At 70.6% G+C, this 22,100-nt stretch carries 23 protein-coding genes and 1 pseudogene; 17 read left to right on the plus strand and 7 right to left on the minus strand.

The window, feature by feature from the left end; all coding sequences use genetic code 11:
* The first annotated feature begins 322 nt into the window (after window positions 1-322).
* Together AB0383_RS47345 and AB0383_RS47350 are read left to right on the plus strand one after the other, a co-directional pair.
* Window positions 323-1,363, plus strand: coding sequence for a GTP-binding protein (locus AB0383_RS47345; RefSeq protein ID WP_366191066.1), 1,041 nt, complete (start codon window positions 323-325; stop codon window positions 1,361-1,363).
* 107 nt (window positions 1,364-1,470) lie between these two features.
* Entirely contained in the window at window positions 1,471-1,746 is a 276-nt protein-coding gene (locus AB0383_RS47350) for a hypothetical protein (protein ID WP_366191068.1), read from the plus strand.
* 100 nt (window positions 1,747-1,846) lie between these two features.
* Here the strand turns inward: AB0383_RS47350 and AB0383_RS47355 are convergent, their stop codons facing one another.
* From AB0383_RS47355 to AB0383_RS47365, 3 genes are read right to left on the minus strand one after another with little or no spacing between them, the layout of a single operon-like run.
* Complete coding sequence (locus AB0383_RS47355) at window positions 1,847-2,290, minus strand: GNAT family N-acetyltransferase (protein ID WP_366191070.1); 444 nt, start codon at window positions 2,288-2,290, stop codon at window positions 1,847-1,849.
* 5 nt (window positions 2,291-2,295) lie between these two features.
* Window positions 2,296-3,297 carry a non-homologous end-joining DNA ligase gene (ligD, locus tag AB0383_RS47360; protein WP_364189064.1) on the minus strand — a complete coding sequence of 334 codons (1,002 nt, stop codon included), beginning with the start codon at window positions 3,295-3,297 and terminating at the stop codon, window positions 2,296-2,298.
* Window positions 3,294-4,376 (minus strand): ATP-dependent DNA ligase, encoded by a 1,083-nt coding sequence (locus AB0383_RS47365; RefSeq protein WP_366191073.1) that lies wholly within the window; start codon window positions 4,374-4,376, stop codon window positions 3,294-3,296. The genes ligD and AB0383_RS47365 overlap by 4 nt, the downstream gene beginning before the upstream one ends.
* 212 nt (window positions 4,377-4,588) lie before the next feature.
* Here AB0383_RS47365 and AB0383_RS47370 point away from each other — a divergent pair.
* Window positions 4,589-4,732, plus strand: a pseudogene (locus AB0383_RS47370) (RNA polymerase subunit sigma-70); the annotation flags it as partial.
* Between the two features lie 348 nt (window positions 4,733-5,080).
* Window positions 5,081-5,932, plus strand: a complete 852-nt coding sequence (locus AB0383_RS47375; RefSeq protein WP_366191106.1) for a hypothetical protein — start codon at window positions 5,081-5,083, stop codon at window positions 5,930-5,932.
* A gap of 1 nt (window position 5,933) precedes the next feature.
* Here the strand turns inward: AB0383_RS47375 and AB0383_RS47380 are convergent, their stop codons facing one another.
* Genes AB0383_RS47380 through AB0383_RS47395 form a run of 4 tightly spaced genes read right to left on the minus strand, consistent with a single transcriptional unit; the run spans window position 5,934 to window position 8,965 of the window.
* Window positions 5,934-6,728, minus strand: a complete 795-nt coding sequence (locus tag AB0383_RS47380; RefSeq protein ID WP_364189073.1) for an IclR family transcriptional regulator — start codon at window positions 6,726-6,728, stop codon at window positions 5,934-5,936.
* Between the two features lie 21 nt (window positions 6,729-6,749).
* Window positions 6,750-7,691 carry a PDR/VanB family oxidoreductase gene (locus tag AB0383_RS47385; RefSeq protein WP_364189076.1) on the minus strand — a complete coding sequence of 314 codons (942 nt, stop codon included), beginning with the start codon at window positions 7,689-7,691 and terminating at the stop codon, window positions 6,750-6,752.
* 12 nt (window positions 7,692-7,703) lie between these two features.
* Complete coding sequence (locus tag AB0383_RS47390; RefSeq protein WP_364189078.1) at window positions 7,704-7,919, minus strand: hypothetical protein; 216 nt, start codon at window positions 7,917-7,919, stop codon at window positions 7,704-7,706.
* On the minus strand, window positions 7,916-8,965 hold the full coding sequence (locus AB0383_RS47395; protein ID WP_366191076.1) for an aromatic ring-hydroxylating dioxygenase subunit alpha: 1,050 nt from the start codon (window positions 8,963-8,965) through the stop codon (window positions 7,916-7,918). Before AB0383_RS47395 ends, AB0383_RS47390 begins: the two co-directional genes overlap by 4 nt.
* A 190-nt stretch (window positions 8,966-9,155) precedes the next feature.
* On the opposite strand from AB0383_RS47395, the gene AB0383_RS47400 reads away from it, so the two are divergent.
* From AB0383_RS47400 to AB0383_RS47460, 13 genes are all read left to right on the plus strand, one after another.
* On the plus strand, window positions 9,156-9,629 hold the full coding sequence (locus tag AB0383_RS47400) for a MarR family winged helix-turn-helix transcriptional regulator (RefSeq protein ID WP_364189084.1): 474 nt from the start codon (window positions 9,156-9,158) through the stop codon (window positions 9,627-9,629).
* A gap of 452 nt (window positions 9,630-10,081) precedes the next feature.
* The gene (locus tag AB0383_RS47405) at window positions 10,082-11,473 is read left to right on the plus strand and encodes an MFS transporter (protein ID WP_366191079.1); all 1,392 of its coding nucleotides are present in this window, start codon (window positions 10,082-10,084) and stop codon (window positions 11,471-11,473) included.
* Window positions 11,474-11,527: 54 nt separating this feature from the next.
* On the plus strand, window positions 11,528-12,700 hold the full coding sequence (locus tag AB0383_RS47410; RefSeq protein ID WP_366191081.1) for a Xaa-Pro peptidase family protein: 1,173 nt from the start codon (window positions 11,528-11,530) through the stop codon (window positions 12,698-12,700).
* Window positions 12,697-13,743, plus strand: a complete 1,047-nt coding sequence (locus AB0383_RS47415; RefSeq protein WP_366191083.1) for an aminopeptidase P family N-terminal domain-containing protein — start codon at window positions 12,697-12,699, stop codon at window positions 13,741-13,743. Before AB0383_RS47410 ends, AB0383_RS47415 begins: the two co-directional genes overlap by 4 nt.
* Window positions 13,740-14,819, plus strand: coding sequence for an ornithine cyclodeaminase family protein (locus AB0383_RS47420; protein ID WP_364189094.1), 1,080 nt, complete (start codon window positions 13,740-13,742; stop codon window positions 14,817-14,819). Before AB0383_RS47415 ends, AB0383_RS47420 begins: the two co-directional genes overlap by 4 nt.
* Window positions 14,820-14,864: 45 nt before the next feature.
* Window positions 14,865-15,374, plus strand: coding sequence for a 3-isopropylmalate dehydratase (locus AB0383_RS47425; RefSeq protein ID WP_364189097.1), 510 nt, complete (start codon window positions 14,865-14,867; stop codon window positions 15,372-15,374).
* Window positions 15,371-16,651, plus strand: a complete 1,281-nt coding sequence (locus AB0383_RS47430; RefSeq protein WP_364046606.1) for an aconitase/3-isopropylmalate dehydratase large subunit family protein — start codon at window positions 15,371-15,373, stop codon at window positions 16,649-16,651. The genes AB0383_RS47425 and AB0383_RS47430 overlap by 4 nt, the downstream gene beginning before the upstream one ends.
* The gene (locus AB0383_RS47435; protein ID WP_366191087.1) at window positions 16,648-17,910 is read left to right on the plus strand and encodes an aconitase family protein; all 1,263 of its coding nucleotides are present in this window, start codon (window positions 16,648-16,650) and stop codon (window positions 17,908-17,910) included. The genes AB0383_RS47430 and AB0383_RS47435 overlap by 4 nt, the downstream gene beginning before the upstream one ends.
* Window positions 17,907-18,404 carry a hypothetical protein gene (locus AB0383_RS47440; RefSeq protein ID WP_220238894.1) on the plus strand — a complete coding sequence of 166 codons (498 nt, stop codon included), beginning with the start codon at window positions 17,907-17,909 and terminating at the stop codon, window positions 18,402-18,404. Before AB0383_RS47435 ends, AB0383_RS47440 begins: the two co-directional genes overlap by 4 nt.
* Before the next feature lie 271 nt (window positions 18,405-18,675).
* On the plus strand, window positions 18,676-19,665 hold the full coding sequence (locus tag AB0383_RS47445) for an ABC transporter substrate-binding protein (RefSeq protein ID WP_366191089.1): 990 nt from the start codon (window positions 18,676-18,678) through the stop codon (window positions 19,663-19,665).
* Between the two features lie 12 nt (window positions 19,666-19,677).
* Window positions 19,678-20,457, plus strand: coding sequence for an ABC transporter ATP-binding protein (locus tag AB0383_RS47450; protein ID WP_366191091.1), 780 nt, complete (start codon window positions 19,678-19,680; stop codon window positions 20,455-20,457).
* Window positions 20,454-21,281, plus strand: coding sequence for an ABC transporter permease (locus AB0383_RS47455; RefSeq protein WP_220238891.1), 828 nt, complete (start codon window positions 20,454-20,456; stop codon window positions 21,279-21,281). The genes AB0383_RS47450 and AB0383_RS47455 overlap by 4 nt, the downstream gene beginning before the upstream one ends.
* Before the next feature lie 4 nt (window positions 21,282-21,285).
* Window positions 21,286-22,098: an ABC transporter permease gene (locus AB0383_RS47460; protein WP_366191094.1), complete on the plus strand. Its 813-nt coding sequence runs from the start codon at window positions 21,286-21,288 to the stop codon at window positions 22,096-22,098.
* Window positions 22,099-22,100 lie beyond the last annotated feature (2 nt).

Raw genomic sequence — 22,100 nt, forward strand, 5'->3', positions numbered from 1 at the left:
CTCCACTCTTCGAAAACACAACCCGCGACACGCAGGGAAGACCCACTGTTCCTCCGTCATTCGGTGCTGATCCGAGTCGACGGCGAAAACCCCGTAGCCCCAGGGGTTTCGCCAAGCCGGGAAGCGTACCCGAAGCGGGGTTGAAGACAACCGCCGAATGTGTCGGCGGCACCGCGATAATTCGATAAACGCAGGTGAGCGGCGCGGAAATAAATGTGTCACCTCGACCTTGCGCAATGTGTCCGGAAATCGATCACGACCTGGAAGCGGTTCCGTGATCACCTGACGGTAAGGTCGTCGCGACGGCGGGAGGGGTGTGATCGTGGCCAGGCAGCGGATCCCGGTGGTCCTCGTCGCGGGGTTCCTCGGCTCGGGCAAGACCACGATGCTCAACCACCTGCTCGCCAACCGCCAGGGCGTGCGGGTCGGCGTGGTGGTCAACGACTTCGGCAGCGTGAACATCGACGCGCTCGCGGTGTCCGGCCAGGTCGACACCATGGTCTCGCTCGGCAACGGCTGCCTCTGCTGCGCCGTCGACGCGAGCGGGCTCGACGCGATGCTCGGGCGGCTGTCGAGCGCCGAAGCCGGCATCGACGTGATCGTGGTCGAGGCCAGCGGCATCGCCGAGCCGCGCGACCTGCTGCGGCTGATGATCGCCAGCGAGAACCCCGACATCCGCTACGGCGGCCTCGCCGAGGTCGTCGACGCCGCGGAGTTCGAGAACACCCGCGAGCGCCACCCCGAACTGGCCGACCACCTGCGCATCGCCGACCTGATCGTGGTCAACAAGGCCGACCGCGTCACGTCCGACGCACTCGCCAAGCTGACCGCCACCGTCGAGGAGTTCGCGCCGGGGGTGCCGGTGCTGGTGACCGATCACGGCCGCGTGGACCCGCAGCTGTTCTTCGACCCGAAGCCCCGCGAGCGCTACGGCCAGCTGTCCTTCGACGACCTGCGCGAAGACGACCACGACCACTCGCAGCACCTCCACGCGGCCTACGAGAGCGTCACCTTCACCGCCGACCGCCCGCTGTCGCCGCGGCGGCTGCTCGCGTTCCTGGAACAGCGCCCGCCCGGCCTCTACCGGGTGAAGGGCCACGTGGACCTGGGGCCGCGCGCGCGGTTCGGGCTGCACACCGTGGGCGCCTTCATCCAGCTCGATCGCTCCGCCTGGCCCGCCGGTCGTCCGCGCCGTACCGAACTGGTGCTCATCGGCGCCGGTCTCGACGCCGACGACGTCACGCGGCGCCTCACCGAGTGCGTGGCCGAGGACGACAAGATCGACGAACGCGGCCTGCTGCGGATCTTGCGTTACCTCGACGAACCGGCGGCTGACCAGGGCGAACCGTCCCTCGGGGACTGACCGCGCCACGCCGAACACCACGAAACGCACGAAATCCGCCGCATCGCGACGGAAGATGGCTGTGACGAAGGAATGAAGCTGAACCGGCCTCCCAGGAGGACTGTTCCATGGCGACCATCCCCACAGTCCACACCGCGACCCGGTGGTACCTCGTCGGCGCCCTGCCGGACGACGCACCCGTCGCCCATCTGATGACCCGCGCCGGCGACCTGCGCTACCGCCGCTCCGTCTGCGGCGAACGCGAATCCCGCACCTGGACGCCGATCGACCTCACGGCCCCGGGCACCGGCGATGTCACGCCGTGCCCGGACTGCGCGGCGACCCTCTCGGGCGCACCGCCGGGCGGGGGCGATCAGTTGTCCTTCGACCTGCCGTTCGAGTGAGCGGCGAGGTCTTTGGCGTACTGTGCCGATCGTTACCAATCCGACCACAGCCACGGCCGAATGGCTTCTTGACAACGGTTACGTTGCCGCGTGGGGTGGCCTACTTTTGGCCGGATTGGTAACAGACGCTCTCCGGGTCGTTCTCGTGCGGCGGGAACGCGGCGACGCGCCGGTCTCCCTTGCGCTCGTACAGCCGCATCGCCGCGGGTTGCCGCAGGCCGGTCTCGAGCCGAATTCCGGTGGCGCCGGCCCGGCGGGCCACATCCTCGGCAGCGGCCAGAAGAGCGGCGGCGAGCCCGCTCCCGCGAGCCGGCGGAGCGACGTACATGCGGTTGAGCTGGCACCACCCCTCGACCTCGGGCTGAACGGCGCAGCAACCCAGCGCGACGCCGTCGCCGGTGCCCATCAGGTAGTGGGTGCCGGGAGGCAGCGGGGACGGGCGGGCGTCCGGCGGCAGACCGTAAACGGCGACGAGTTCGGCCGTCATGGCGGCGACGAGGGTGTGCAAAGCCGGATCGGTGGCCTCGCACGGCTCGATGTCCACGCGGCTCAGGTTTTCTTCGCACGGCTCGGCGCCACGCGGGGCGGCTCGCCCGGCATCTTCGGGTACACCGGCGGCCAGGGTGCGTCCATGAGTCCCGACGCGAGGTCCGCGCGGGACAGCTCCAGCAGCGGCTCGATCGACTGCGGCCGGTCGTTCGCGCCGGCCCAGGGGTCGCCGTGTTCGGCGACGAGCGCGGGCACGGAGGTCAGCGTGAGCGTGTCCGGGCTGACGGTGGCGAGGTCCGCCCACGAGATCGGCGTGGAGACCTGGCCGCCGACCCGCGGACGGACGCACCAAGCGCCGAAAACCGTCTTGTGCGGGGCGTTCTGGTTGAAGTCGACGAAGACGCGCGCGCCGCGTTCTTCCTTCCACCACTGGGCCGTGATGAGGTCCGGGTGGCGGCGTTCGAGGGCCCGCGCGAGAGCGACGGCGGCGGCGCGGACCTGGTAGCCGTCCCAGCGGGTTTCGAGGATGGCGTAGAGGTGCAGGCCGCGCGAGCCGGAGGTCTTCACGTGGACCTCGATGCCCAGCTCGGTCAGGAACTCGCGCACGAGCACCGCCGCGTCACGCAGCTGCGGGAAGCCGATGCCGGGTGACGGGTCGAGGTCGATGCGCAGCTCGTCGGCGATGTCGAGGGACGCGGCGCGGTTCGGCCACACGTGGAAGCCGAGGCAGCCCTGGTTCACGGCCCACAGCACGTGGGCGAGGTCGGCGGCCACGAGGGCGTCGCTGGTGGTGCCGTTGGGTGTGGAGACGACGGTGGTGGTGAGCCACTCGGGCGCGGTCTTGGGCACGCGCTTCTGAAACCAGCTCTTGCCACCGGCGCCGTCCGGGTAGCGCTCCAGCAGCAGGGGCCGGCCGCCGAGGCGGTCGAGCAGCGGGCCGGCCACGGCCTGGTAGTAGCGCACGAGGTCGAGCTTCGTCTCGCCGCGCTCGGGGAAGTACACCTTGTCCGGGCTGGAGATCGTCAGCTCGACGCCGTCGAGCTCCAGGACCAACCCGCTCATCTCGCCTCCCCGAACAACGTCGCCAGCTCGGCCGGCGGCGCTTCCTCCAGCTGCGCGTACGTGCACGAAGCCGGATCACGGTCGGGGCGGAAGCGCACGAGCCGCCCGCCGTGGCGGAACCGGCCGCCCTGCAGGTGCTCGTAGCGCACCTCCGCGACCCACTCGGGCCGCACCGCCTCCCACGACAGGTCCTTCTGCGGCGCCCAGCGACTGTTCGCGCCCGGCCGGCGGCCGGGCTCGGGCTCGTACTCGGCCCAGGTGCGCCACGGGTGGCCGGCCAGCGCGTTCTCGCGCAGAGGCGCCAGCTCGTCGACCAGTTCACGGCGCCTTTTGGCCGTGAAGCTGCTCGCCACGCCGACGTGGTGCAGCGCGCCGGCGTCGTCGAACAAGCCGAGCAGCAGCGAGCCGACGCCCTGGCCGTCCTTGTGCCAGCGGAACCCGGCGACGACGCAGTCGGCCGTGCGCTCGTGCTTGACCTTCCACATCACGCGTTTGTCCTGCTCGTACGGCTGGTCGGCGGGCTTGGCCATCACTCCGTCGAAGCCCGCGCCCTCGAAGCGGGTGAACCAGTCCTGCGCCGTGTCCGGATCCGTGGTCAGCGGGGTCAGGTGGACGCGCTGCAGGCCGCCGCTCGGGTTGTCGCCGAGCAGGTCTTCCAGGATCCGCCGGCGCGTGCTGAACGGCTCGGCCGTGAGGTCGCGGTCGCCCAGGGCCAGCAGGTCGAACGCCACGAAGCTCGCCGGCGTCTCCTCGGCCAGCTTCCGCACGCGGCTCGCAGCCGGGTGCAGCCGCAGCTGCAGCGACTCGAAGTCCAGGCCCCGCGGCGTGACCAGCACGATCTCGCCGTCGACCACGCACTTCTCCGGCAGCGCGTCGCCCAGCAGCTCGACCAGCTCGGGAAAGTAGCGCGTGAGCGGGCGGTCGTTGCGCGAGCCCAGCTCCACCTCGGCGCCGTCGCGGAACACGACGCAGCGGAACCCGTCCCACTTGGGCTCGAACCAGAGCCCCTCGGTCCTGGGGACCTCGTGCACGGCCTTGGCGAGCATCGGCCGCACGGGCGGCATCACGGGAAGCTCCACGCGCCGATCCTAGGCCGCGCCGCCGCTGACCAGGACCGTTTTGACCTTCCTCGCCCGTTCGGGAAGAAGATTCCCCGATGCGGCGAAGACGTGGTGAAAGCTGTCCCCGACCGGGAGGAGACCCCGCGTGACAGAGGCAGAGACATGACGGCATCGGTGGGTGACGCCGAGCTGGCCGCGCGGTTCGGGCTGGAGCCGACGCGTTCACCGAGGTGCACGACCGCTACTACCCCGCCGTCCACCGCGACGTCGCGGCGCGGCTCGATTCGCGCGACGCCGAAGTCGTCACGGCGGAGACGTTCCTGATCGCGTTCGACCGGCGGCAGAAGTTCGACGCCACGCGCGGCGAGCTGCGGCCCTGGTTGTTCGGCATCGCGACGAACCTGGTGGCGGGGCACCGCCGCAAGGAAGCGCGCCACTATCGGGCGCTGACGCGGCTGGGGTCGCGCCAGCGTCCGGTGAGGGCCCCGAAAGCCGCGTGGTCACGGCCATCACGGCCCGCGGCACGCTCGCGGCCGCGCTGGCGAAGCTCCCGCACGGCGAACGCGACGTGCTGCTGCTCGTGGAGCTCGCGCAACTCGACGAAGCCATTTGAAAAGCGGCCTCCGTCGCCCAGGCGCTGGGGCATCTCGCCCGGCACGGTCGGCCCCGGTTGCACCGCGCCCGTCAGAAGCTCGCCCCGATCCTCGCCCAGGAGGCCCGCGATGAATGACCTGCAGAAGCTCGAAACGCGGCTCGACCCGAGCGACCCCGCCCCGTCCGCCGTGGCGCGGAGCCGACGCCGGTTGCAGGACCGGTTCGCCGGCGAGCCCGTGCGCAGCCTCACCGCGAGGCCGGCCCGGGGGCTGCGCACGGCGTGGCTGGCCGGGGGGACCGGCGCCATCGCGGCCGCGGCCGTCGCCGTCGCCGTGTTCAGCGCTGCGGCCCCGGCCCCGCCCGCCGCGCCGCCTGTCGTCCAGTCCGGGCAGCAGGTGCTGCTCGCCGCCGCGACCGTCGCCGAGCGCTCGCCCGACGCGACCGGCACCTACTGGCACGTGACGATCACCGAGACCGGCGCGGGCGCGGCCGTCACGGACTACTGGGTCAAGCCCGACGGGCACTGGTGGTTCCGCGGCGCGAAGACCGGCGGAAAGGCGATGCCGATGCCCGGCTCGCGGCCGTTCTCGCTCGTCGGCGTGCACCTGACCTACGCCCAGCTGCGCGCCCTGCCCACCGACCCGGCCGCGCTCAAGGCGTGGATCGCCGACGCCCGAGACGCACAGCGCGCGGACGAGCGGCGGTCCGTTCACCGCGGCCGACTGCCGGCATCGCCGGCGGTGCGGGCCGCGGCGTTCCGGGCGATCTCCGAGTACCGGGGCGTCGGCATGCTCGGCGGTGTGCCGGGTGGGGAGGGCCTGACGATCCCGCCGGACGGTCTGCGCCTCGTCGTCGACCCCGCGTCGGGTCGCGTCAACGCCACCTCCGTCTACGTCACCGCCGACGGCGCGCAGTACCTCATCGCGCCGCCCGGCACCGCCCGCGTCGACGTGGGCTGGACGGACACGCCGCCGCAGTAGGTCACGGACGGGTGCGGCCGGCCGGGAACACCCGCGCCGGCCCGCCCGCCAGTGCCCGGCAGATGCCGCGCGCGGCCGCCATCACCAAGGGCGCCAACGCTCCCGGCTGCGTGCTGCCGGCACGCACCACAAGGGACACTGCCGCCGCGACCGTGCCGTCGGCGGTGAAGACCGGGGCGCCGACGGAGAGGGCGTCGACGGTGACCTGGCCGTCGCTGACCGAGTAGCCGTGTTTGCGGACGTCGGCGAGCGCGCGGCGCAGCCGGGCCGGATCGCACACGGTTTTCGGGGTGAACCTGTGCAGGGGCGCGCAGAGCACCTCCTCCTGCACGGCCGCGGGCGCGTGGGCGAGCAGGACGAGGCCGACGCCCGTGGCGTGCAAGGCGAACCGGCCGCCGACGCGGGTCCAGACCGGCACGGCGTCGCGCCCGGCGATGCGTTCGACGAACACGACCTCCAGGCCCTCGCGCACGGCGAGCTGCACGTTTTCGTGCGTGACCTCGTACAGGTCCTCCAGGAACGGCATCGCCGCGTCACGCAGCCCGAGCCCGCGCGGGGCGAGTGACGCGACCTCCCACAGCCGCAGCCCGATGCGGTAGCGCCCGGCCGCGTCTCGCTCCAGCGCACCCCACTCCACGAGCTCGGCCGCGCGCCGGTGCGCGGTCGCCAGCGAAACTCCCGACCGCCGGGCCAGCTCGCTGAGGCTGAGGTCCGCGGCGTCCGGGGTGAAAGCCTCGAGCAACGCCAGCACCTTGCTGGTCACGGAGGTGCCCGTCGCCGGGACTTGCCGGGTCATCGCCTCACGCTACCCGCGGATTCACAGATCCAGAACGAGTCGCGCTCCGGCGCAGCGCGACACGCAGATCATCATCACGTCGCCCGCCTCGCGCTCCGGGCCGGTGAGCACGGAGTCGCGGTGGTCCGGCACTCCCGCGAGCACGCCGGTCTCACACGTGCCGCACGTCCCCTCCTGGCAGGAGGACAACACGGGCACACCGGACTCTTCGAGCACCGACAGGATCGAGCGATCCGCCGGTACCTCCAGCGTCCGGCCTGATTGGGCGAGCTCGACCTCGAAGGCGTCGCGCGGACCGGTGTCGGGCAGCGCGGTGAACCGCTCGACGTGCAGCAAATCGGGCGCGCACCGCTGCTCGACGGCCGCCAGCAACGGTTCCGGGCCGCAGCAGTAGACGGCCGCGCCCGGTGCCGCGGCCAGCGCCGCGTCGAGGTCGAGCAGTCCGCGTTCGTCCTGCGGCACGAGTTCCACGCGGTCGCCGTAGCGTTCACGCAGTTCTGCGGCGAAGGCCATCGACGCCCGGGTGCGGCCGCCGTAGAGCAGGCGCCACTCGGCACCCGCCGCCTCGGCCACGGCCAGCATCGGCACGAGCGGCGTGATGCCGATGCCACCCGCCACGAACAAGTAGCGCGGCGAAGGCACCAACCCGAAGTGGTTGCGCGGGCCGCGCACGCGCAGCCGCTCGCCACCGGTCAGGCCGTGGACGTGCGCCGAGCCCCCGCGTCCGGACGGCTCGTGCAGCACGGCCACCTGCAGCACCGACCGGTCGGCCGGATCACCGCACAGCGAGTACTGCCGCACGAGATCGGGGCCCAGCACGAGGTCCACGTGCGCGCCCGGCTCCCACGCCGGCATCGCCGCGCCGGCCGGGTCGCGCAGGGTCAGCCGGACGACGCCGTCGGCCAGCCGTTCCGGGGCCGCCAGCACCACGTCGAGCTCCAGCTCCGTGGCCAGGACGCTCATCGTCTCCTCCTCCTAGACAGCGACGGCCACGCGCTCCGGCGGGGCCACCGGCACCGACGGACCGCCGTGCCCGACAGGGTGGGCCAGCAGCCAGTCCCACAGCTCGACCGGGTCTTCCGACTCGTGCTCGGCCCCGCAGTGACACACGCCGACGAGCACGTCCGTGCCGAGCTTCCAGTGGATGCGCACCACGTTCTCGCCCTGCAGCATCGCCACGCGCTCGCTCACGACGGCACGACCTGCGCGCTCTCGCCGGCCGCCATCTTCTTGAGGATGCGGCGTGCCGCCAGGCCGCCCGTGTCGATGTTGACCGAAAGCTCCTGGTATCCCTCGGGTTCCGCCTCGATGATGCGTTCGAGGATGTCGAGCGCCCGCACGTCCTGCAGCACGACCGTGCGGTTGTTCTCCGCGAGGAAATCGGACACACCGGTGTCGTCGAGCGCGAAATCCCTTGCCACGGCCCAGAAGTCGTGGGTGCTGTGCTCGGTCTCCGGGGTGATCGCGTAGACGACCTCGACGTGGAAGCCCTCGGGGTCGGTGCCGTCGGGGTTCGGCAGCACGCCGACGGGCGCGATGCGGCTGTGCAGCAGGTACAGGCACGGCGGGTGGTACTCGATGTCCTGCCAGCGCGTGATCCGGCCTTCGATGCCGGTGGACTTCGCGTAGAAGGACGGGCACTCGGCGTCGGCCATGTGGCGGCTGACGTAGATGATGCCGCGGTCCTCGTCGACCTCCGTGGTGATCGGCGTGTTCGCGACCTCCGGCGTGCCGATGTAGCCGCCGTGCAGGTAGGTCTCGTGCGAGAGGTCGAGCAGGTTGTCCACCAGCAGCTCGTAGCGCGCGGCCAGTGGTTCCATGCCGCTCACGCTGGTGTAGGCCGGGTCCGCCAACCACGGCGCCCGCGGGATGGTCGACTCGTCGGCCAGCTCGCGCTCGCCGATCCAGACCCACACGAACGAGTCCTGCTCCACCACCGGGTAGGACGGAACCCTTGCGGTCCGCGGAATCCGGGCCTGGCCGGGGACGAACACGCACGAGCCGGCGCTGTCGTAGGTGAAGCCGTGGTATCCGCAGACGATCTTGTCGCCGTCGAGCCGGCTCTCCGAGAGCGGGTAGCGGCGGTGCACGCAGCGGTCGGCCAGGGCGACGACGTCGCCGGATTCGGTGCGGTAGAAGACGATCGGCTCGCCGAGCACGGTCCGGGAGAACAGCTCCCGGCCCAATTCGCGGCCGTATGCGGCGACATACCACTGGTTTCGGGCGAACGCTGCCATCGACGCCTCAGAGCTCCTTCGGTCGGGGTCGGCTTCCGAAGCTCTCACCCGCGGTGCTCCGGGGACCATCCGGGTTTTCACCCACTGAAAGACTCTCCTCGTCACGAAATCACCCCTTCCCACAGCGCGGCGGGCGGACGTACAGTCGGCGACATCGTTATTTCGGGTACCGGAACGTACGGGGACCAAAATGACCACCAACGACACTGAGACCTTCGACGAGCTGGGCCCGGAAGCGGGCCTCGGCGAGGTCTTGCTGGCACTGGGCGGGCGCTTGACCCGACTCCAGACGGAGCTGCTCGCTGAACTCGAGCTGCCGCTCACCATCCGGCAGTACCGGATCCTGTCGAGGGTCGGGAGCGGCCACACGTCGCTCACGGCGCTGTGCAAGCTCGCGCACCGCAACCCGTCGACGATGTCCGAAAGCGTCGACAAGATGGTGAACCAGGGCTTACTCTCGCGCCGCCCCTCGGCCACGAGCCGGCGCACGATGCAACTCGAGCTCACCACCAAGGGCGTCAACGCGCGGGACACCGCCCGGCGCACCCTCGACAAGTTCGCGGCCGAGCTGACCGCGGGCCTCACCCCCGAGATGCGCGAGCAGTTACTGCCCGCGCTCTCGCAGCTCTACTTCGACGTCCAGGGCAACCTGGACGACCGGTGACGGAAGAAGACCCAAGGGGGGTCAGCACCACCGCACGACACCGGGTCGGAACCGTTTGACGCCGGGCCGTTCGGCCCTGCGCCACGACGTTTCGAACCGGACGGCTTCGAGCCACCGGCCGACGTCCCTCGGCCTCCTGACCGCCGGGCTTTCGAGCCGCGCGGCTACGGAGTGCTGCGGTGCCGGCGGTGTCGAAGCCATCGGGTGGCAACCGATCAGCCCGACGCGACCGGAACGCGGACCGACGGCTCACCAGCCCGCCGGCCTGCCCAACCGGATCGCTGAACCGCCGATGGGTTGCCGGCCAACGGGTTCCGAGCCGCGCGACAATCAAGTCGAGCGGCGCGGAGCCACCGGGTAGCACCAGCCGCCGCCTATGAGCTGCTGGGTTTACAAGCCCTGGGTTGTTCCAAGCCGCTGGGTTTCAAAGAGCCACAAGGAGGTGGCCCCACATGCCCCCGTCCCCCGCGACCTCGTCCCACTCCCTGCTCTCCCGCCTCGACGAGTCGGCGTTCACCGCACGGCACCTGAGGATCTACGTAACCGTCCTCATCGGACATTTCCTGTGCGGGTTCGTGATCAACCTGACCGGCGTGATCCTGCCGGGTGTCATCAAGACCTTCCACCTCACCAGCGAGTCGGCCGGGGTGTTCTCCTCGGCGCTGTTCGCGGGCATGCTCGTGGGCGCGGCCGTCGCCGGCACGGTGTCCGACCGGTTCGGCCGGAAGGTGCCGCTGTCGATCACGGTGATCGTCTACGCCGTGTTCTCACTCGCCGCGGTGTTCGCACCCAGTTTCGGCGCGTTGGTCACGTTCCGCGCACTGCAGGGGATCGGGCTCGGCGCCGAGATCGCCGTGGTCCTGCCCTACATCGCCGAGTTCGTGCCCTCGCGCCACCGCGGCCCGCTCGTCACCGCGGCCACGGCTGCGTGGCTGATCGGGCTGCCGACGGCGGCCGCGGTCGGCACCGCGGTGGTGCCGGCGTTCGGCTGGCGCGCGATGTTCGTGATCGCCACCGTGCCGGTGCTCGTCGGCGTGTTCATGCTGGCGACGCTGCCGGAGTCGGTCCGCTACCTGCTGCGCCGCGGCCGCCTCGCCGACGCGGCGGCCATCGTCAGCGGCCTGTGCCGAGGCGGTAATCCCACCGAAGCCCCCGCCGCCCGGCACGCGGCACCCGAGACCGGCGGCACCGTGCGCACGCTCGTCGCTCGGCACTACCTGCGCTACACGATCGCCATCTGGTTCATGGAAGTCTGCGCCGGCGCGTTCCTCTACGGGCTCTCGAGCTGGCTGCCGTCCGTGCTGGAAGGCCAGGGCGTGGACCTGCTCAAAAGCTTCGGCTACACGGCGATCATCACGGCCGCCGGCGTGGTCGGCGCGATCCTCGCCGGGCAGCTGATCAACCGGATCGGCCGCCGCGTCGTGCTCGGCGGGGCCTTCGTCCTCAGTGGACTGTTCTGCCTGGCCTGGGGCACCACGTCGGCGACCGGCGCGGTGATCGTGCTCGGCTCGCTGGCCACGTTCTTCGGCAGCGGCCTGGCCGGCAGCACGCTCTTCGCCTACGCCAGCGAGCTCTACCCCACGGCCAGCCGCGCGACCGGGCTCGGCTGGGCGGCGGCGTGGCAGAAGGTCGGCGGCCTCATCATGCCCGTGCTCGTCGGGTTCATCCTGGCGGCGCACGCTTCGCAGTTCCTGTTCTTCCTGGTCTTCGGGATCATCTCGATCCTCGCCGGGATCGCCGCGCTCGTGGCGACCTTCGAGACCCGCGGCCGCACCGTCGAGCAGATCACGAGTGAGATCACCGGCGAAGGGGCGCCCGCCGCCCTGACCCCGGCGCGCTCCTGACTGACCGAGCAACACCGAAAAACCGAACCCACCACAAACACAGTGGAGGAATCCATGACGATCGACCACGCCCCGGCACCCGCCGGTGCGGGCCTGTCCCCCAAGGACCTCGCGGAGCTGAAGCTGCGGCACCGCAAGATCCGCGACGCGATGGCCGAGCAGGGCCTCGACGTCGTGCTCGCCTACGGCCCGGCCTGGCGGCGCGAGAACATCCGTTACTTCACCGACGTGACCCCGGCCGGCAGCGCCGCGCTCGTGGTGTTCCCCGCCGAGGGTGACGCGGTGGCGTTCTCGACCCGGCTTTCGGACCTCGCGGCGTTCACCGCGCAGGGCTGGGTCGGCGAGGCCCGGCGGCTGGACCCGGCGAACCCGGCGGAGCTGGGCGTGGTCCTCAAGGAGCTGGCGCCGCGGCGCATCGGTATCGCCCACCACGAGCTCGTGCCGCTCGTGCTCATGGAGACGATCCGCGCCGCGGCGCCGGGCGCCGAAGTCGGGTCGGCCACGAAGCTGCTCGACACCGCACGGCTGGTGAAGAGCGAGTGGGAGCTGGCCCGGATGCGCCGCAGCGCCGTGGTGTGCGCCGCCGGGTGGGAAGCGTTCGTGGACGTGCTCGAGCCAGGGCTGCCGGAGTACCGGATCGTCGCGGAGGTCGAGGCGCGGCTGAAGAACCTCGGTGCCGAGGACAACTTCATGCTCATCGCTTCGGGCCGCGACGAGGTGCGCGGCATGACCCCGCCCGGCGACCGGCTGCTCGAAGCGGGCGACATGGTGCGGACCGAGCTCACGCCCAAGATGGACGGTTACTGGCTGCAGATCTGTCGCTCCGCCGTGGTGGGCAAGGCCGACGACGGGCAGCGCAAGTCGTTCGGCCTGTTCAACGAGGCCGTCGAGGCCGGCATTTCGGTGGTGCGCCCGGGAATCACCGCCCACGAGGTGGCGATGGCCGAGAACGACGTGTTCCGCAAGTACGGCTACGGCGAGTACTGCTCCAGCAACTACACCCGCGTGCGCGGGCACGGCCACGGCCTGCACCTCGACGAGACGCCGATCATCGAGGGCAACCACACGGTGCTGCCCGAGAACTCCGTGTTCATCATCCACCCCAACACCTACACGCCGCTGGCCGGCTACCACGTGCTCGGCGACCCCGTGCGCGTGACCGCCGACGGCTGTGAAGTGCTGATCACGACCGAACGGAAGCTGTTCGAGACAGGAGACGTGGCGTGAAACGAGGTCTGCACGTACTCGACCCCGCGGAAACCCCCGACCAGGAGTGGGGCGACCGCGTCGCCGCGCTGCAGAAGGCCATGGCGGCCCAGGGCGTCGACGTCGCGTTCGTCTACGCCGACGTGTCCCGCTCCGACGACCTCGCCTACCTGACCAACCTGTGCCTCTACTGGAACGAAGGCGTGCTGGCGATCCCCGCCGAGGGGCCCGTCGCGTTCCTCACCAAGCTCTCGCTGCGGGTGCAGAACTGGATGAAGGCCTCGTCGAAGGTCACGGAGTTCAGCGGCGGCAAGAACTTCGCCGACCTCGTCGCGAAGTACCTGCTGGGCAGGAAGAACGGCACGCTCGGCCTGGTCGACGCCGCGCTGTGGCCCGCCGACGTCGCCGACGAGATCGTGGCCGCGGTGCCCGGCTGGCAGGTCGAGCGCCTCGGCAGCCTGGTCCGTGAGCAGCGGCTCATCCCGTCGGCGGCCGAGACCGAGCTGCTGCGCGCGGCCGGCCGGATCCTCGACGACGCCGCGGCCAAGGCGACGGTGGAGGGCAGCACCGCCGGCAGCCGCGTCGAGACCGTGGAACGCGCCTTGCGCGGCGGCGGTTTCCTCGACCTCTACCCGATCTCGCTGTCCACAACGGACGACGTGACGTCCTTCGGCGTCACCGGGCAGTACCGCATGAACTGGGTGTACTCGAGCCGCGTCCTCGGTGACGGCGCGGGCTGGCCGGCCGCGCTCAAGGACGCGCTGACCGCGGCCATCGCGGCGGCCAAGGCCGGCGCGAGGATCGGCTCGCTCGCCGAGGCCGCCGCGCCCGCGCTGGCGAAGCTGCCGGACGGCGCCAAGGCCGAGGTCCGCTGGGTCAACCAGGCCGACTTGTCCACGAGCGGTGAGTTCCGCGCCCAGGACCCGGCCGCAGTACTGGCCGACGGCGAGGCGGGCGCGGTGTCCGTGGAGGTCGCCTTCGCCGACGGCGGCAACGCGGCCGTGGCCGAGACCGTCCGCGTCACCGAAGGCGAACCCGAACACCTGACAGGAGCACAGCGGTGAGGATCCTTTCCAACGGCGACATCGAGCAGGTGCTCACCGCCGGCGAGACGCTCGACGCGCTGGAGACGGCGTACAAAGAGCTCAACGCCGGCCAGGGCGCCAACCGGCCGCGCAACCACACGTATTTCCCGGTCGAGGACAGCCGCCACCCCGGCTTCCGCTTCCGGTTCAAGTCGCAGGAGGGCGGCAACGTCTCCAGCGGCGTGTGGGCGCTGCGGATCACGTCCGACATCGCGGGTGTCGAGACGCTGCCCAGCGGCGTGCAGCGCCGCCGGCTCATCCCGGCCGCGCCCGGCGGCCGCTACGTCGGGCTCGTCACGCTCTACAGCCTGACCACACTCGAACCGCTCGCCATCATGCACGACAGCTTCATCCAGAAGATGCGCGTCGGCGCGACCTCGGCGCTCGGCATCCGCGAACTGTCCAACCCGGACGCGACGGTCGCGGGCATGTTCGGCTCCGGCTGGCAGGCCGAGGCACACCTGGAGTGCCTGCTGATGGTGCGGCCGAACATCGAAGAGGTCCGCGTCTACAGCCCCACCGCGGAGCACCGCGAACAGTTCGCGAAGGTGTGGAGCGAGAAGACCGGGCGCAAGATCGTGGCCGTGGACGAGCGGCGCGACGCCGTGGCGGGCTGCCAGATCGTCACCTGCGCCACGGCGGCCATGGAAGCCTGCTTCGACGGCGCCTGGCTCGACCCGGGCACCCACGTCACGGCCATCACCTCGCCCGACGGCACCGCCACCCGGCGCGAGCTGGACGACACGACGTTCGACCGTGCCGACCGCATCACGGTGCTCTCGCGCGAGCAGGTGCACCACGACAAGCAGTACGACATCCTCGGCCCGGTGAACCGCGGCCTGAAGTCGTGGGACGACATCCGCGAGCTCGGCGACCTGCTGCTGGGCGAGGCCCCGGGGCGCACGAGCCCCGACGACATCACCGTGTTCGCCAACAACACCGGCATGGGCGTGCAGTTCGCGGCCGTCTGTGCGCGGGCGCTGGCGCTGGCCGAGGAGCGCGAGCTGGGGCACACCGTGCCGACGGACTGGTTCCTGGAAGAGACGAGCCCGTGAGCGGAAACCGCCGTACACCACCGGATCCACGAGCGGAGACCTCTCATGGGCAGTGAACACCGTGTCGGAGGCAAGATCATCACCTTCGGCGAGAACGTGAACACCGACGTCATCATCCCCGGCCGCTACCTCGTGAGCATCGACCCGGCGGAGCTCGCCGAGCACGCCTTCGAGCCGCTGGGGCCGGAGACTCAGGCGCGGCTGCGGGCGAGCGACGTCGTCGTCGCCGGCCGCAACTTCGGCTGCGGCAGCGCGCGAGAGCAGGCCGCCACGTGCCTGATCGGCGCCGGGATCAAGGCGGTCGTCGCGGCCTCCTTCTCCCGCGTCTTCTTTCGCAACGCCATCAACACCGGGCTCGTCGCGGTCGAGTCGCCCGCCGCGGCCGAGGCGGCCACCGACGGTGGCGAGATGTGGGTCGACTACGACGCGGGCACGGTCGAGGTGGGCGGGCAGACCTTCCCGTTCAGCCCGTACCCGCAGGTGCTGCGGGAGATCATGGCCGACGGTGGCCTGATCCCGCACCTGATGGCGAGCTTCGCGGGAGGAAAGCAGTGACCGCCAAGACCTTCGCGCAGAAGGCGATCGAACGCGCGTCCGGGGTCGCAGACCTCGTGCCGGGCCAGATCGTCGACGCGTTCCCCGACCTGTACATGAGCCACACCGCGAGCTGGCGGTGCATCCGGACGCTGGAGAAGATGGGCGTCGAGCAACTCTACGACGTCGACCGCGTGGCCATGGTCATGGACCACCTGTCCCCCGCCATGAACGCGAAAACCGCCGCGGACCACGCGTTGTGCCGGGAGTTCGCGCAGAAGATGGGCGTGAAGAACTTCTTCGACGTCAACAGCGGCATCGCGCACATCGTGCTCATGGAGCACGGGCTCGTGCGGCCCGGCCAGTTCATCATCGGCACCGACTCGCACTCCACGATCTACGGCGCGCTGGGCGCGTTCGGCACCGGCGTCGGGTTCAGTGAGATCACCGCCGCGTGGGTGACCGGCAAGCTGTGGGTCAAGGTGCCCGAGTCGGTGCGGATCGTGATCGACGGCGACCTCGCCCCGGGCGTTTACGCCAAGGACATCATGCTCAAGCTCATCGGCGACCTCGGTGCCGACGGGCTCACCTACGAGTCGGTCGAGTTCTCCGGCTCCTACGTCGAGGGCATGTCGGTTTCGGAACGCATGACGTTCTGCAACCTGGCCATGGAGATGGGCGCGAAGAACGCCTTCGTGGCCCCGGACGACACCACGCTCGCCTACCTCGACGAGGCCGGTGTGCCGCGCGACGAGCTCGACATCCTGCTGCCGGACGAGGGCGCCACCTACCGCGCCACCGTGCGGCTCGACGGGCCGACGCTCGCCCCGCAGATCGCGGTGCCGCACACGGTCGACAACGTGGTGGGCGTCGGTGACGTCGCCGGCACGAAGCTCGACCAGGTCTTCATCGGCTCGTGCGCCAACGCCAAGTACGACGACCTCGTGATCGCGGCCGACGTGCTGGCCGGCCACCGAGTGGCCCCGGGCCTGCGGCTGATCGTCACGCCGGCGTCGGCGAAGATCATGGCGCAGGCTTCGGACAGCGGTGTGCTCACGAAGCTGATCCAGGCCGGCGCGATGATCACCAACCCCGGCTGCGGGGCGTGCGCGGGCAATGGCGGCGCGATGGCCGACGGCGAAACCACGCTGTCGACCGCGAACCGCAACTTCCAGGGCCGCATGGGCAGCTACGACTCGAAGATCTTCCTGTCGAGCCCGGCCACGGCCGCGGCGTCGGCCATCCGCGGCGTGATCACCGACCCGCGCGAGATCGTCGCGACGGCGGTGGTCGCGTGAACCTCGTCGAGAAGATCCTCGCCCGTGCCAGCGGCCGCGAGTCCGTGGAGCCCGGCGAGATCGTCGTGGCCAAAGTGGACCGCCTGATCATGCACGACCTGTCCGGGTACCTCACCTCGCAGGTGTACGAGAAGCGCGTGAACGTGCCCATCCCCGCCCCGGAGCGGGCCGTGATGGTGTTCGACCACCACTTCGCGCCGCCGACCGAGCAGCAGGCGGACGTGCTGCAGCACAACCGCCGGTGGGCCCGCAAGCACGGTTTGAAGCTGTACGACTGCGGCAACGGCAACCTGCACCACGCCGTGGTGCGCAACGGGCACATCAAGCCGGGCATGATCGTCGTCGGGTCCGACAGCCACACGCCGGTGCACGGCACGATGGGCGCGCTCGCGGTGGCGCTCGGCAACGACTCCCACGCCGGAACCGTGCTGCCGTACGGCAAAGCGTGGTTCAAGGTGCCGGAGACCACCCGGGTCCACCTCGAAGGGACGCCGAAGCCCGGCGTCACGCCGCGCGACATCGCGCTGTGGCTGGTCGGCCGTATCGGTGAGGGCGAGCTGAACTACCGGGCCGTGGAGTTCGGCGGCCCGTACGTGCGCGGACTGTCCTTCTGGGACCGTTGGCTCTTCCCGCTGCTGTGCGTGGACCTCGGCGCCAAGTGCAGCTTCGTCGAGCCGGACGAGGTCACCGAGGCGTTCGTGCGCACGTTGCCCGGCGGCGACGCCGGCCTGCTGGTGCACGGCGACGGTGAAGAAGCGGCACAGGTGCTGCGCTTCGACGTCGGCGAGGTCGACCCCACGGTCGCCTGCCCGCCGACCGTCGGCAACGTCAAGCCCGTGGCCGAGGTCGCCGGCACGCCGGTTCAGTACGCGGAGCTGGGCGGTCACGGCGGCGGCCGGCTCGAGGACTTCCGTGCGGCGGCCCAGGTCCTGGCCGGGCACAAGGTGCACCCGGACACGCGGTTCCACCTCGTCCCCTCCAGCCGTGAGGTGTTCGCGGAGGCCGCGCGCGAGGGGCTGGTGCTCGCGCTGCACGAGGCCGGCGCCACGTGGTTCCCGCCCAGCACGGGCTCGAACCAGGCCTACAACATGGGCGCGATGGCGTCCGACGAGACGATGATCTCCACCCACGCCCGCAACTTCCCCGGCCGCAACGGCAGCCCCGATGCGTCGATGTACCTGGCGTCTTCGGCAACCGTGGCCGCGTCGGCTGTCGCGGGGGTCATCGCCTCGACCGTCCGAACGGGAGGGAAATCGTGAAGTTCGAGGGCCGCTGCTGGCGGTTCGGGGACAACATCCCGACCGACCGGCTCGTGAAGACCCAGTACGTGTTCGAGCCGATGGAGATCCTCGTGCAGCACGTGCTCGAAGACCTCAACCCGGAGTTCCCGAAGCAGGTGCAGCCCGGTGACATCGTGTTCGCCGGCAAGCACTTCGGGCAGTCCTCGGGCCGCGCCATCGCGACGAAGGCGTTGCAAGCCACGGGAATCGGGTGCGTCGTCGCGGAGACGTTCGCCCGGACGTTCTACCGCAACTGCTTCGAGGTCGGCCTGCCGGCGCTCGAAGTCGGGCTCAACCCCGATTTCGCGGCCGACGGCGACCGCGTGCGCGTGGACCTCACCACCGGTGAGTTCACCAACCTGACCACGCAGACGACGATCCGCGGTGCCGCGGCCGACCCGTTCCTCGTCGACATGCTCGAGGCGGGCGGGCTGATCAGCCTCGCGAAGAACCGGCCGGAGGTGTTCCGCTAGGACGGACGGGAACGGTGAAACCCCCTGGCGGGCATGGACTCAGCGTCCGCCGGGGGTTTCGTCGTGCCCGCGGTCCGGCGGGAAATCCCCGGCCAAACGATGTTTCTCAGCTTCTTGACGCGCGTCGAGATCGAGAGTCACACTGACCGGAGCACAAAGAGGTGCACCTCCCGATGCTTCTCATGGTCGACACCTCGCCCGATTCCAGACCGAGGCGGCAAAGTTCCCCCGCGTCCCGGTCTCCCCCCTGGACACAATCGAGGTCTCCCCCGTGCCATGGAAAACTCTCCGCCGGACGCGGTTCGCGTTACCGGCCGTCGCTCTCGCCTTTGTCGCCACCGCGTGCGGTTCGGGTGGTGCCGCCTCCTCCGGCGGCGGTGAGACGATCACCCTCGGCCTGCCGGTACAGGCCACCACCCTCGCGTCGGTCTACCTGGCCAACGACGAGAACCTCTGGAAGCAGCACGGCCTCACCGTCAAGGCCGTGACGTTCAAGGGCGACGCCGAGCTGGCGAAGGCCGTGCTCTCCGGCGACGTCGACGTCGCGGTCGGCTCGCTCACCGGGCCGCTCACGGCCGAGGAAGCCGGCCAGGACGTGAAGGTCATCTACGGCGGCTTCGACATGACCGCGTTCGCCTGGTACGCCGTGCCCGAGATCCACACCGTGGCGCAGGGCAAGGGAAAGAACTGGGGCGTGACGACGATCGGTTCGTCCACCGACCTGCTCACGCGCTTCGCCGCGGCCAAGGCGGGGCTTGACCCCAACAAGGACATCAAGGTCGTGCAGGGCGGCGCCTCGGCGGCGCGGTTCGCGGCCATGAAGGCGGGCCAGCTGCAGGCCAACATCTTCACCGAGCCGCAGACCGTCTACGCGCAGAAGGCCGGCTACAACAAGATCCTGGACCTCAAGGACCTCGTCGACAGCTACCCGATGCACGTCACGTGGAGCAAGCCCGGCTTCGTCGACGACAACCCCGACCGGGCCAAGAAGTTCGTCGACACGCTGTCGCAGGCCATGCAGATGACCAAGGACCAGCCCGATGCCGCGGCCAAGTCGATCGCCAAGGCGCTCAAGATCAGCGTCGACGACGCGAAGGCCAGCATGGCCGAGTGGATCGACCAGCTCTACCCCGACGGCCGCATGCCCTCGGCCAAGGCGATGGACGACTTCTGGCAGATGGGCCTGCAGGGCAAGGTGTTCGCGAAACGGCTGCCCGACTCGCAGTGGCTCGACACCCGCTTCCTGCCCAAGACCAGCTGAACGGAGGACCCGATGGCAGACATCACCTTCGACGGCCTGCAGATCTCCTACCCCGGCAAGGGCGAATCGTTCGTGGCGGTGAACGGGTTCGAAGCGCACGTGCGCGACGGCGAGTTCGTGACGATCGTGGGCGCCAGCGGCTGCGGCAAGAGCAGCGTGCTGCTGGCCGCCGACGGCCTGCTGCGCCCGTCCGCCGGCGAGATCCGCATCGGTGACAAGGTCGTCAGCAAGCCCGGCCCCGACCGGGGGGTGGTGTTCCAGGACGCGTCGCTGATGCCGTGGCGCACGATCCTCGCGAACGTCGCGTTCGGACTCGAGATGCAGGGTGTCGACAAGGCGACGCGGCTGGACCGGGCCCGGCACTTCATCGAGCTGGTCGGCCTGGCCGGGCGTGAAGACGCGCACCCGCACCAGCTGTCGGGCGGCATGCGCCAGCGCGTGGGCATCGCCCGCGCGCTGGCCACCGACCCCGAGGTGCTGCTGATGGACGAGCCGTTCGGCGCGCTCGACGCGCAGACACGCGAGCTGATGGCCACCGAACTGCTGCGGATCTGGGACCTGGACCGGAAAACGGTACTGTTCGTGACCCACGGCATCGACGAGGCCGTGTTCCTCGCCGACCGCGTGCTCGTGATGGGCGGCAGCCCGAGCCGCGTGGTCGAGGTGATCGAGATCGACCTGCCGCGTCCGCGCGACGCCGCGGTGCGCGCGAGCGAGGCGTTCGGCAAGTACCGCACGCACCTGGCCGAGCTGCTCTTCGGTGCGCAGGACAAGGCGGCGGTGCCGTCATGACGCAGGGCTTGCGCACGCGGCCGCCGCGCCCGGTGGCCGCGGCGCCGCCGAGCCGCGCGGTGGGCCTGCGCTGGCTGCCGCCGGTGCGGGCGCGGTTCGTGCTCGGCAGCGTCGTCGTGGTTCTCGCGCTGTGGCAGCTGGCCGCCTCGACCGGTCTGGTCGACGTGGAGTTCACCAGCACGCCGGTGGCGATCGTCCAGGCCGGCGGCGACCTGCTGAGCTCGGGCGAGCTGTGGGAGAACGCGCAGACGACGCTTGTCGAGTTCTTCACGGGCTTCCTGCTCGCCGTCGTGGTCGGCGTGCCGGTGGGCATGCTGATGGGCTGGAAGCTGCGGATCCGCCAGACGCTGGAGCCGGCGCTGGTCGCCCTCTACGTGACGCCGTCGCTCGCGCTGCTGCCGCTGGTGGTGCTCGCGCTGGGCATCGGCGAGGCGTCGAAGATCGCGATGGTCTTCATCGAGGCCGTGATCACGATCGCGGTGAACGCCATGGCCGGCATCCGCGAGACGGACCCGAAGCTCGTGCAGGCCGCGAGGGCGTTCTGCGCGGGCGGCGGCGCGATGTTCGGCAAGATCCTTTTCCCGAGCGCGCTGCCGACGATCATGGCCGGGCTTCGCCTCGGCGCCGGGCGCGGCGTGATCGCCGTGATCGTGGCCGAGCTGTACGGCGGCACGGACGGCGTGGGACAGCTGATCTCCACGTACGGCCAGAACTTCGACGTCGCCCCGTTGCTGTTCCTGACCCTCGTGGTCGGGATCTTCGGGTACATCGTGACCGCGCTGCTGCGCGTGCTCGGTACCGCCGCCACGTCGTGGGAGAGGTGAACCGATGACCACCAGTGTCAGTACCACTGTGCGTCCCCCCAAGCGGCGGCGGATGCCGGAGAAGGCCATGCCGATCGTGCTCGGCGGCGGTTTTCTCGTGCTGGTCGCCATCCTGTGGCAGATCGCCGTGTGGGCCGGCCTCGTGAACCCGTTCCTGACGTCCTCCCCCGTGCTCATCGCGGGCTCGCTCGGCAACCAGATCGGCTCGGGGCTGCTGCTGCGCAGCATCGGCACGAGCGCGCTGGAGCTGGTGATCGGCTTCGGGATGGCCGGCGTTGTCGGCGTCGCCGTGGGACTGCTGATGGGCCGCTACCGCTACGTCGACTACGTGGTCGAACCGTACGTGTGGCTGCTCTACTCGGCGCCGATCATCGCGTTGTTCCCCTTGCTGGTGCTCATGTTCGGCCTCGGCAGCCCGACGGTCGTCGCCATCACGTTCCTGATGTCGGTGATCCCCGTGATCGTCAACTCCGCCCAGGGCGTGCGCAACGTCGACCCGAAGCTGATCCGCACCGCGGTGTCGTTCGGCGCGGGTGAGACCGCGTTGCTGCGCAAGGTGATCCTGCCCGCGTCGGTGCCGACGGTGATGGCCGGGCTGCGCCTGGGCGTGGGCCGCGGGCTCGTCGGCGTGGTCGTGGGCGAGTTCTTCGCGGGCGACGGCGGGATCGGCTACAACATCAGCTTCTTCGCCGGCCACCTCGGCACCACGGAGGTGCTCGCGTCGGTGTTCGTCGTGATCGTGGCCGGCGTCCTGCTCAACGTGGGCGCCCGCAAGCTCGAATCCCTCGCCGACTCCTGGCGCACCGAACTCCCCTGACC

The organism is Amycolatopsis sp. NPDC051373 (assembly GCF_040689465.1).
GTDB lineage: Bacteria > Actinomycetota > Actinomycetes > Mycobacteriales > Pseudonocardiaceae > Amycolatopsis.

Excerpts from the sequence above, each read along its gene's own strand:
- AB0383_RS47460 (WP_366191094.1), top strand. The coding sequence starts at position 21,286 with ATGACCACCAGTGTCAGTACCACTGTGCGTCCCCCCAAGCGGCGGCGG.
- AB0383_RS47350 (WP_366191068.1), top strand. The coding sequence starts at position 1,471 with ATGGCGACCATCCCCACAGTCCACACCGCGACCCGGTGGTACCTCGTC.
- AB0383_RS47380 (WP_364189073.1), bottom strand. The coding sequence starts at position 6,728 with ATGACCCGGCAAGTCCCGGCGACGGGCACCTCCGTGACCAGCAAGGTG.
- AB0383_RS47425 (WP_364189097.1), top strand. The coding sequence starts at position 14,865 with ATGGGCAGTGAACACCGTGTCGGAGGCAAGATCATCACCTTCGGCGAG.
- AB0383_RS47450 (WP_366191091.1), top strand. The coding sequence starts at position 19,678 with ATGGCAGACATCACCTTCGACGGCCTGCAGATCTCCTACCCCGGCAAG.
- AB0383_RS47405 (WP_366191079.1), top strand. The coding sequence starts at position 10,082 with ATGCCCCCGTCCCCCGCGACCTCGTCCCACTCCCTGCTCTCCCGCCTC.
- AB0383_RS47385 (WP_364189076.1), bottom strand. The coding sequence starts at position 7,691 with ATGAGCGTCCTGGCCACGGAGCTGGAGCTCGACGTGGTGCTGGCGGCC.
- AB0383_RS47375 (WP_366191106.1), top strand. The coding sequence starts at position 5,081 with ATGAATGACCTGCAGAAGCTCGAAACGCGGCTCGACCCGAGCGACCCC.
- ligD (WP_364189064.1), bottom strand. The coding sequence starts at position 3,297 with ATGAGCGGGTTGGTCCTGGAGCTCGACGGCGTCGAGCTGACGATCTCC.
- AB0383_RS47400 (WP_364189084.1), top strand. The coding sequence starts at position 9,156 with ATGACCACCAACGACACTGAGACCTTCGACGAGCTGGGCCCGGAAGCG.
- AB0383_RS47455 (WP_220238891.1), top strand. The coding sequence starts at position 20,454 with ATGACGCAGGGCTTGCGCACGCGGCCGCCGCGCCCGGTGGCCGCGGCG.
- AB0383_RS47410 (WP_366191081.1), top strand. The coding sequence starts at position 11,528 with ATGACGATCGACCACGCCCCGGCACCCGCCGGTGCGGGCCTGTCCCCC.
- AB0383_RS47395 (WP_366191076.1), bottom strand. The coding sequence starts at position 8,965 with ATGGCAGCGTTCGCCCGAAACCAGTGGTATGTCGCCGCATACGGCCGC.